Source organism: Brevundimonas sp. UBA6550, assembly GCF_002434505.1.
GTDB lineage: Bacteria > Pseudomonadota > Alphaproteobacteria > Caulobacterales > Caulobacteraceae > Brevundimonas.
In genome coordinates, this window is sequence record NZ_DJKE01000009.1 from 22,826 (window position 1) to 32,873 (window position 10,048).

Genomic DNA, 10,048 nt, shown 5'->3' on the forward strand with positions numbered 1-10,048 from the left:
GAGCCGCTCTCCATCGACGAAGATTTTAAGCGGCCCCCGCGCCGCAGAAGGAAACCAAGATGAACCAGGAAGTCCTGAACATCTTCAACCCGGTCCCGGTCACCCCGACCTTCGACCAGATCAAGATCGCCCTGGCCTCGCCGGAGAAGATCCGGTCGTGGTCGTTCGGCGAGATCAAGAAGCCGGAAACCATCAACTACCGCACGTTCAAGCCCGAGCGTGACGGCCTGTTCTGCGCCCGTATCTTTGGCCCGACCAAGGACTACGAATGCCTGTGCGGCAAGTACAAGCGCATGAAGTACAAGGGCATCATCTGCGAGAAGTGCGGCGTCGAAGTCACGCTGGCGCGCGTTCGCCGCGAGCGGATGGGTCACATCGACCTGGCCGCCCCGGTCGCCCACATCTGGTTCCTGAAGTCGCTGCCCAGCCGCATCTCGCTGATGCTGGACATGGCGCTGAAGGACGTCGAGCGCGTTCTTTACTTCGAGAACTACATCGTCACCGAGCCGGGCCTGACCCCGCTGAAGCAGAACCAGCTGCTGACGGAAGACGAATTCTATCGCTATCAGGAAGAGTTCGGCGACGACGGCTTCACCGCCGAGATCGGCGCCGAGGCCGTCCGCAACCTGTTGATGGGCATCGACCTGCACGCCGAGGCCGAGAAGCACCGTGGCGAACTGGCCGACAACCCCTCGGAAATGAAGGCCAAGAAGGCCTCCAAGCGCCTGAAGCTGATCGAGGCCTTCCTCGAATCCGGCAACAAGCCCGAGTGGATGATCCTGACCATCGTGCCGGTCATCCCGCCGGAACTGCGTCCGCTGGTGCCGCTGGACGGCGGTCGTTTCGCGACGTCGGACCTGAACGACCTGTATCGCCGCGTCATCAACCGCAACAACCGCCTGAAGCGCCTGATGGAGCTGCGCGCGCCGGACATCATCATCCGCAACGAAAAGCGGATGCTGCAGGAATCCGTCGACGCCCTGTTCGACAACGGCCGTCGCGGTCGCGTCATCACCGGCGCGAACAAGCGTCCGCTGAAGTCGCTGGCCGACATGCTGAAGGGCAAGCAGGGTCGCTTCCGTCAGAACCTGCTGGGCAAGCGCGTCGACTATTCGGGCCGTTCGGTCATCACCGTGGGACCGGAGCTGAAGCTGCACGAGTGCGGCCTGCCCAAGAAGATGGCGCTGGAGCTGTTCAAGCCGTTCATCTACGCGCGTCTGGACGCCAAGGGCCTGTCGGGCACCGTCAAACAGTCCAAGCGCATGGTCGAGCGCGAGCAGCCCGCCGTCTGGGACATTCTGGACGAGGTGATCCGCGAGCACCCGGTTCTGCTGAACCGCGCGCCGACGCTGCACCGTCTGGGCATCCAGGCGTTCGAACCCAAGCTGATCGAGGGCAAGGCCATCCGCCTGCACCCGCTGGTCTGCACCGCCTTCAACGCCGACTTCGACGGCGACCAGATGGCCGTTCACGTCCCGCTGAGCCTCGAGGCCCAGCTGGAAGCGCGCGTCCTGATGATGTCGACGAACAACATCCTGTCGCCCGCCAACGGCAAGCCGATCATCGTGCCGTCGCAGGACATCGTCCTGGGTCTGTACTATCTGTCGCTGGTCAAGGACGGCGAGCCGGGCGAGGGCAAGCTGTTCGCCAACATCGGCGAGATCGACGCGGCGTTGGACGCCAAGGTCGTGACCCTGCACAGCCGCATCAAGGCGCGCTGGACCGAGCAGGACGCCCAAGGCAATGAGGTGACCAAGGTCATCGACACGACGCCCGGCCGGATGAAGCTGGCGGCCCTGCTGCCGCGCAACCCGAACGTCGGCTATCGCCTGCTCGAGAAGAACCTGACCAAGAAGGAGATCGGGAACCTGATCGACGTGGTCTATCGCCACTGCGGTCAGAAGGCGACGGTCATCTTCGCCGACCAGATGATGGGCCTGGGCTTCCGCGAGGCGGCCAAGGCGGGCATCTCGTTCGGCAAGGACGACATCGTGATCCCGGCCAAGAAGGTCGAACTGGTCGCCGAGACCCGCACCCAGGTCGAGGAGTATGAACAACAGTACGCCGACGGCCTGATCACGCGCGGCGAGAAGTATAACAAGGTCGTCGACGCCTGGGCCAAGGCCACGGACCGGATCGCCGACGCCATGATGGGCGAGATCGCGCAGCCGCGCGTGCTGATCGAGGGCGAGAACCCCGACATCAACTCGGTCTTCATGATGGCCAACTCCGGCGCCCGCGGTTCGCAGGCGCAGATGAAGCAGCTGGGCGGGATGCGCGGCCTGATGGCCAAGCCGTCCGGCGAGATCATCGAGACACCGATTACCTCGAACTTCAAGGAGGGTCTGACCGTCCTTGAATACTTCAACTCCACCCACGGCGCCCGCAAGGGTCTGGCCGACACCGCGCTGAAGACCGCCAACTCGGGTTACCTGACCCGTCGTCTGGTGGACGTGGCGCAGGACTCGATCGTCACCGAGCAGGATTGCGGCTCGACGCGCGGCATCACCCTGCGTGCGGTGATGGAGGGCGGCGACGTGCTGGTCTCGCTGGGTCAGCGCATCCTGGGTCGCTATGCGGCCGAGGACATCAAGGAGCCGGGCACCGATACGGTCCTGTTCCCCGCCGACACCTATCTGGTGGAAGAAGTGGTCGAGGCCGTGGACGCCGCCGGCGTGCAGTCGGTCAAGGTCCGCTCGGCCCTGACCTGCGAAGCCGACGCCGGCATCTGCGCCCACTGCTACGGCCGTGACCTGGCGCGCGGCACCAACGTCAACATCGGCGAAGCGGTCGGCGTCATCGCCGCCCAGTCGATCGGCGAGCCGGGCACCCAGCTGACGATGCGGACCTTCCACATCGGCGGCACGGCCCAGGTTGCGGAAACCTCCTTCATGGAGGCGACCAACGCCGGTACGGCCCGCATCGCCGGCCCGACCGTCGTCGCGGCGCACGGCGACCTGGTGGCCATGAGCCGCAACGTCACCGTGACCGTCGTCGTCGACGGCAAGGACCGCGAGACGCACAAGGCCCCGTACGGCGCCCGCATCCGCGTCAAGGACGGCGGCGAGGTCAAGCGCGGCCAACGCCTGGCCGAGTGGGACCCCTACACCACCCCGATCCTGACCGAAGTGGGCGGCGTCGTCCGCTTCGAGGACCTGGTGGAGGGCCTGTCCGTCAAGGAAGAGACCGACGAAGCGACGGGCATCGCCCAGCGCGTGGTCTCCGACTGGCGCGCCAGCCCGCGCGGTTCGGACCTGCGTCCGGCCATGGGCGTCACACTGGGCGACGCCTACGCCAAGCTGTCGTCGGGTTCGGACGCGCGCTATCTGCTGCCGGTGGGCGCGGTTCTGTCCGTGTCGAACGGCGACGAGGTCAAGCCGGGCGAGATCATCGCCCGCGTTCCGACCGAAGGCGCCAAGACCCGCGACATCACCGGCGGTCTGCCGCGCGTCGCCGAACTGTTCGAAGCGCGTCGTCCGAAGGACTGCGCGGTCATCGCCGAGATGGATGGTCGCGTCGAATTCGGTCGCGACTACAAGAACAAGCGTCGCATCAAGATCACGCCGGAAGTCAACGCCGACGGCGTGCAGGGCGAGCCGGTCGAGTTCCTGATCCCGAAGGGCAAGCACATCTCCGTCCACGACGGCGATCTGATTCAGAAGGGCGACTACATCATCGACGGCAACCCGGATCCGCATGACCTGCTGCGCATCCAGGGCGTCGAGGCGCTGGCCGAATATCTGGTGAACGAGGTGCAGGAGGTCTATCGCCTGCAGGGCGTGCCGATCAACGACAAGCACATCGAAGTCATCGTGCGTCAGATGCTGCAGAAGGTGGAAGTGCTGGACGCGGGTGAAACCACCCTGATCCGCGGCGACACCGTCGAAGTCGCCGAAGCGGTGCTGGAGAACGCCAAGGTCGAGAAGCGCGGCGGCCGTCTGGCCACCACTCAGCCGGTCCTGCTGGGCATCACCAAGGCGTCGCTGCAGACCCGCAGCTTCATCTCGGCGGCGTCCTTCCAGGAAACCACGCGCGTCCTGACCGAGGCCTCGGTCCACGGCAAGAAGGACATGCTGGAGGGCCTGAAGGAGAACGTGATCGTGGGTCGTCTGATCCCGGCGGGCACGGGCGCCTATCTGCGTAGCCTGCAGAAGATCGCCAACGAGCGCGATGCGGAACTGACCAAGGCCCGCGAAGATGCGATCGAGCCGCTGCCGGCCGATCTGCAACTGGAGCTGGAGAGCAGCGAAGGCTGATCTCCGGGTTCGGAAGCGAAGACTTTAAGAGGGCGGCGCCGGCGACGGCGCCGCCCTTTTTCTTGCGGCTTGACGCGGCGTATGGTTGTGAGAGAAGTAGGTCCAGGTTGTTCGGGAGGCCGCCGTGACGAAATCGGACAAGGTGCTGTGGGGGCTGACGGCCGTGGTGCTGTCGCTGTTCGTCTGGGTGGAAGCCAAGACGATGATGCTCAATCTCGGCGCCGCCATGCACGACGCCTATTGCCAGGACCACTGACGGGTCAGTCCTTCCATCGCTCCATCGGCGCCGAGGCGCCCGGCGTGATGGGGGCGCCGCCCGCACGATGGCCGTCGCGCCGGGTCTGGACGTTGCGGCTGGAATCCGGCGCCAGCGACGGGTTCAACTGAGCCCCTGCGCAGCCCGTGCCGAAATTCGAACCGACGCAATCCGCCGGTCCGACCACGCCGACGCCGCCGGAGAGGGGCCGACGCCGCGCCTCCCATTCCGCCAGGCGGCGCGCGCCTTGCCGAGCGAAGGCGGCGTCGCGTTCGGGGTTGCCGGTGCCGGTGATCGGGGCGGCGTTCAGGCCGCGACGCATGGCGTCCTCGCGGCAATGGGCGCGCTCGGCGGCGTTCAACTGATCCGGGGTTGTGCAGCCGATCAAGCCCTGGCGCAGGGCGCGGGCCATGGCGTTGGTCCGGTCGCCCGGATCGACGCGCCACGGATCGGCCGGGACCGGCACGCCTTGCGGCGCGGGCGCGGCGAGGCGGGGACGCAGGGGCGCCGGGCGCGCATCCGGCGTTGGCGACGCCTGAGCCGGGGGCGGGGTCTGAATGTTGCGGGCGTCGCGCGGCGCGGCGGTCGGCGCCGGGGCCGGCGGCTGGATCGCTGGGCGCGGCCGCTCGTCCGGCAGCAAGGGACGCGGCGTGATGTCGATATAGAGAGGGCGCGGCTCGGGCGCGGTCGGCGGCGCGTCGATCCCCAGGGCCGTAAAGGACAGGACGGCGATCAGACCCGCGTTGATGACGACCGAGGCCGAGGCCAGGGCCGCCTTTCGCCAGTCCGGGCGGCGTCGTCGCGACCATGGGCCAGGCGGGGACATCGACGCAGCGGTCATTCGCGACGCTTTCTGAGGTTGGGCAGGAAGCCGTCCCGCGAGGAGAAGAGTTCGATCCGAATATCCACGTCGGCGCATCCTGCCACGGGGTTCGGGTTTTCGCACGACCGATTGACGCGCGACGGCTCGGCCCGCTGCGCCTCCCAGGCCGCCAGTCGTCGCGCGCCCTGCCGGGCGAAGGCGGCGTCGCGTTCCGCATCGCCCGTGCCTCGGATCGCGGGAACGGCTTCGGCGCCGGCCCAGCGGTCCTCGCAGCGACGGCGGGCGTCCGGCGACAGGCGGTGCGGGGCGTCGCACGAGAGGAGAGGGACCCTAGGCCCCGGAACGGCGCCGCCGACCCGCCAGCGGGCGTCGATCCCGTCGTCGGTTGTCGCCTGGGTCAGGGGCGGGCGCGGCGATGTGGCCGTTCCGCCGCTGTCCGGCGCATCGGCCTGGGACGCCTGCGCACGGCGGGGCGCGGCCGGCGTTTCCTCCAATGGGAGGTCGGACGGAGATTTCGGCGCGCGGGCCAGGGTCGGCCAGGCGTCGTCCAGATAGACGATCATCGGCACGGCGCGCGGCGGCCGAACGCGCAGCCCCACATCGGTCATGGACAGAAGCGCGACGGCGCCCGCGTTCAGGCCGACAGCCGTGGCCGCAAAGCCCGCCTTGCGCCAATCCAGACCGTCAGCCCCTCGCTGCGCCAATACGCATTCCCCCCTTGATCATATGCAAGCTGTGCTAGAAGCATGGCCGCTTTCAGGCGGTGTTGCGGTCGCTTCGGAGCGAGGGGCGGGAATGAAGAGAATCGAGTTCTGCGTCGTCCTGGCGGGACTGGCGCTAATGTCGGGGTGCGCGACGCCGCCCGGCGCCGCCGTGTCGAACGCTCACTTGTCGGCGGATAACTTTGCGCCGACCGAACAGGACGGATCGGTCGTTCTGGAATGCATTCTATCGACAACTGCAAATCTGACGGAGTGTCAGGTCGTGTCCGAAACCCCCGCAGGGCAAGGGCTGGGACAGGCCGCGCTGGATATGGCGAAGAGCGCGAAAATGAGGCCCGGCGGCGCCGCCGGTCAGAGGGTCCGCTTCACTACTCGATTTCGGCTGGCCGATTAAGGGTCGGTTGACCTGACGCCCTATCCCGCGTAGAAGCCGCCCACTTTCGAGGCGTGGCCGGTTCGCCGGTCGCCGAGAACGTGACAATCGAACGGACGGGCTGTGCCCGCCGGAACGCCCAAAGCGCGCGTTCCGGCCCTTTGTGTTTTGTGTTTCCGGTTCGCCGGAGCGAACCGGGGGTGTTTGGGTGGTCACGCCCTCAGTCTCGATGACACCCGGGCGAGGGGATGGTCCCCCGTTCACAAGAAGGCGAGAGGCGCTTCGGTCGAAAGACACACGCCTCCATCAGAAGTCGAGACGAGTTTCGAATGCCTACGATCAACCAGCTGATCCGCAAGCCGCGCAAGCCCAAGCCCACCCGCAACAAGGTGCCGGCTCTGGAGGGTTCGCCCCAGCGTCGCGGCGTCTGCACCCGCGTTTACACCACGACCCCGAAGAAGCCGAACTCGGCTCTGCGTAAGGTCGCCAAGGTCCGTCTGGCCAAAAACGGCTACGAAGCCGTTTGCTACATCCCCGGCGAAGGCCACAACCTGCAGGAACACTCGGTCGTTCTGATCCGCGGCGGCCGCGTGAAGGACTTGCCCGGCGTTCGCTACCACATCCTGCGCGGCGTTCTGGATACCCAAGGCGTCAAGGACCGCAAGCAGCGTCGTTCGCACTACGGCGCCAAGCGTCCGAAGTAAGCCATTCGCTTCCGGGCCGTCGCGCCCGGACGCCTTTTCGAGATCTTCCCGGCGCAGGCCGGGCACTGCAAGGAATAACCCATGTCGCGTCGTCACCGCGCCCAGAAGCGTGAAGTTCTGCCGGATCCCAAGTTCGGGGACCTGATCGTCACCAAGTTCATGAACTACGTCATGTACGAAGGTAAGAAGGCCGTCGCCGAAAACATCGTGTACGGCGCCTTCGACATCCTGGCCGACAAGAAGAAGGACCAGGAGCCGGTCGCCACCTTCCACGCCGCCCTGGACAACGTCGCCCCGTCGGTCGAAGTCCGCTCGCGTCGCGTCGGCGGCGCCACCTATCAGGTGCCCGTCGAAGTCCGCCCGGACCGCCGCCGCGCCCTGGCCATCCGCTGGCTGGTCAACGCCGCGCGCAAGCGTGGCGAGAACACCATGACGGAAAAGCTGGCGGCCGAACTGCTGGACGCCTCCAACAACCGCGGCACCGCGGTCAAGAAGCGCGAAGACACCCACAAGATGGCCGAAGCCAACCGCGCCTTCAGCCACTATCGCTGGTAAGCGTCTTAAAAGCGCCAACTGCGGTGACTATCTGAGACTATCCGGCGCGGGCGGTTTGAGCTAAATCGCCCGCGCTCGCTTATCCGCCGCATCGACGATCATCCCCGAGGGCGCGCTTCGCGTCCTGCACTACTTCCAAGGCACGTTTTCATGGCTCGTACGCACAAGCTCGAGGACTACCGCAACTTCGGCATCATGGCCCACATCGACGCGGGCAAGACGACGACGACCGAGCGGATCCTGTATTACACCGGCAAATCCCACAAGATCGGCGAAGTCCACGACGGCGCCGCGACCATGGACTGGATGGACCAGGAGCAGGAACGCGGCATCACCATCACCTCGGCCGCGACGACCGCCTTCTGGCAGAACAAGCGCCTGAACATCATCGACACCCCCGGCCACGTGGACTTCACCATCGAAGTCGAGCGCAGCCTGCGCGTCCTGGACGGCGCCGTGACGGTGCTGGACGGCAACGCCGGCGTCGAGCCGCAGACCGAAACCGTCTGGCGCCAGGCCGACAAATATTCGGTGCCGCGCATCGTCTTCGTCAACAAGATGGACAAGATCGGCGCCGACTTCGACAAGTCGGTTGAATCGATCCGCGACCGCCTGGGCGCCAAGGCCGTGCCGATCCAATTCCCCATCGGCTCCGAAAGCTCGCTGAAGGGCCTGGTCGATCTGGTTCGCATGAAGGCCGTGGTCTGGGACAACGACGGCCTGGGCGCGTCCTACCATGACGAAGAAATTCCCGCCGACCTGGTCGACAAGGCCAATGAAGCCCGCCAGTACCTGATCGACAACGCCGTCGAGCTGGACGACGAGGCGATGGAAGCCTACCTCGAAGGCAACGAGCCCGACGAAGCCACCATCAAGAAGTGCATCCGCAAGGCCGTGCTGACCGGCGCCTTCTATCCGATCCTGTGCGGCTCGGCCTTCAAGAACAAGGGCGTGCAGACGCTGCTGGACGCCGTGGTCGACTATCTGCCGTCGCCGCTGGACATCCCCGCGACGCCGGGCATCGACTTCAAGACCGAAGAGCCCGTCACCCGCAAGGCGTCGGACGACGAGCCCCTGTCGGTTCTCGCCTTCAAGATCATGGACGACCCCTTCGTCGGCTCGCTGACCTTCTGCCGCCTGTATTCGGGCAAGATGGAAACGGGCATGAGCCTGCTGAACTCCAGCCGCGACAAGAAAGAGCGCGTCGGCCGGATGCTGCAGATGCACTCCAACAACCGCGAAGACGTCAAGGAAGCCTACGCCGGCGACATCGTCGCCCTGGCCGGCCTGAAGGAAACCCGCACCGGGGACACCCTGTGCGATCCGCTGAAGTCGCCCGTCATCCTGGAGAAGATGGAGTTCCCGGCCCCGGTCATCGAGATCTCGGTCGAGCCCAAGACCAAGGCCGACCAGGAGAAGCTGGGCGTCGCCCTGGCCAAGCTGGCGTCGGAAGACCCGTCCTTCACCGTCTCGACCGACCACGAGTCGGGCCAGACCATCCTGAAGGGCATGGGCGAGCTTCACCTGGACATCAAGATCGACATCCTGAAGCGCACCTACAAGGTCGAGGCCACCATCGGCGCGCCGCAGGTCGCCTATCGTGAATCGCTGGGCCGCAAGGTCGACATCGACTACACCCACAAGAAGCAGACCGGCGGTACGGGCCAGTTCGCCCGCGTCATGATCACCTTCGAACCCGGCGAGCCGGGCTCGGGCTTCGTGTTCGAGAACTCGATCGTCGGCGGCGCGGTGCCCAAGGAATACATCCCCGGCGTCGAAAAGGGCCTGAACTCGGCCAAGGACAATGGCCTGCTGGCCGGCTTCCCGCTGATCGACTTCAAGGCGACGCTGACGGACGGCAAGTTCCACGACGTCGACTCCAGCGTGCTGGCGTTCGAAATCGCGTCGCGCGCCGCCTTCCGCGAACTGAAGGAGAAGGGTGCGCCCAAGCTGCTCGAGCCGATCATGGCGGTGGAAGTCGTGACCCCCGAGGAATACCTCGGCTCGGTCATCGGCGACCTGAACGGCCGTCGCGGCATGATCCAGGGTCAGGACATGCGCGGCAACGCCACCGTCGTGAACGCCTTCGTGCCGCTGGCCAACATGTTCGGCTATGTGAACACGCTGCGCGGCATGTCGCAGGGCCGCGCCCAGTTCACCATGCAATACGACCACTACGAGCCGGTGCCGCAACACGTCGCCGACGAAGTGATCAAGAAGTACGCCTAAGCTTTCCCTTTTCGGAAAGCGGACCTATATGCGCCCGGACCGTAAGGACCGGGCGTCCTTAACCCCCAAACTGCAGGAACCCCGGTTCGGGGACCTTAGGAGCTAGAGAATGGCCAAGGAAAAGTTCGAA

The 10,048-nt window shown here is 66.0% G+C and carries 8 protein-coding genes; 6 read left to right on the top strand and 2 right to left on the bottom strand.

All coding sequences use genetic code 11. From position 1 onward, the window contains the following. Window positions 1–59: 59 nt before the first annotated feature. Window positions 60–4,256: a DNA-directed RNA polymerase subunit beta' gene (gene rpoC, locus B3Z70_RS12220; RefSeq protein WP_292021124.1), complete on the top strand. Its 4,197-nt coding sequence runs from the start codon at window positions 60–62 to the stop codon at window positions 4,254–4,256. Window positions 4,257–4,380: 124 nt separating this feature from the next. Then, window positions 4,381–4,512, top strand: a complete 132-nt coding sequence (locus B3Z70_RS12225; RefSeq protein WP_292021122.1) for a hypothetical protein — start codon at window positions 4,381–4,383, stop codon at window positions 4,510–4,512. A 4-nt stretch (window positions 4,513–4,516) separates the two neighbouring features. On the opposite strand, the gene B3Z70_RS12230 is transcribed toward B3Z70_RS12225, so the two are convergent. Beyond that, entirely contained in the window at window positions 4,517–5,353 is an 837-nt protein-coding gene (locus B3Z70_RS12230) for a hypothetical protein (protein WP_292045667.1), read from the bottom strand. Beyond that, on the bottom strand, window positions 5,350–6,039 hold the full coding sequence (locus tag B3Z70_RS12235; protein WP_292045670.1) for a hypothetical protein: 690 nt from the start codon (window positions 6,037–6,039) through the stop codon (window positions 5,350–5,352). The genes B3Z70_RS12230 and B3Z70_RS12235 overlap by 4 nt, the downstream gene beginning before the upstream one ends. 91 nt (window positions 6,040–6,130) lie before the next feature. Here B3Z70_RS12235 and B3Z70_RS12240 point away from each other — a divergent pair, with 91 nt between their 5' ends. The 4 genes from B3Z70_RS12240 (at window position 6,131) to fusA (ending at window position 9,918) form a co-directional block, all read left to right on the top strand. After that, window positions 6,131–6,451 (top strand): TonB family protein, encoded by a 321-nt coding sequence (locus B3Z70_RS12240; RefSeq protein ID WP_292045672.1) that lies wholly within the window; start codon window positions 6,131–6,133, stop codon window positions 6,449–6,451. Window positions 6,452–6,759: 308 nt separating this feature from the next. Further along, window positions 6,760–7,134, top strand: coding sequence for a 30S ribosomal protein S12 (gene rpsL / locus B3Z70_RS12245; protein ID WP_008260482.1), 375 nt, complete (start codon window positions 6,760–6,762; stop codon window positions 7,132–7,134). 81 nt (window positions 7,135–7,215) lie between these two features. Then, the gene (gene rpsG / locus B3Z70_RS12250) at window positions 7,216–7,689 is read left to right on the top strand and encodes a 30S ribosomal protein S7 (RefSeq protein WP_008260172.1); all 474 of its coding nucleotides are present in this window, start codon (window positions 7,216–7,218) and stop codon (window positions 7,687–7,689) included. Window positions 7,690–7,839: 150 nt separating this feature from the next. Continuing rightward, window positions 7,840–9,918, top strand: coding sequence for an elongation factor G (fusA, locus tag B3Z70_RS12255; protein ID WP_292023679.1), 2,079 nt, complete (start codon window positions 7,840–7,842; stop codon window positions 9,916–9,918). Window positions 9,919–10,048: the final 130 nt, after the last annotated feature.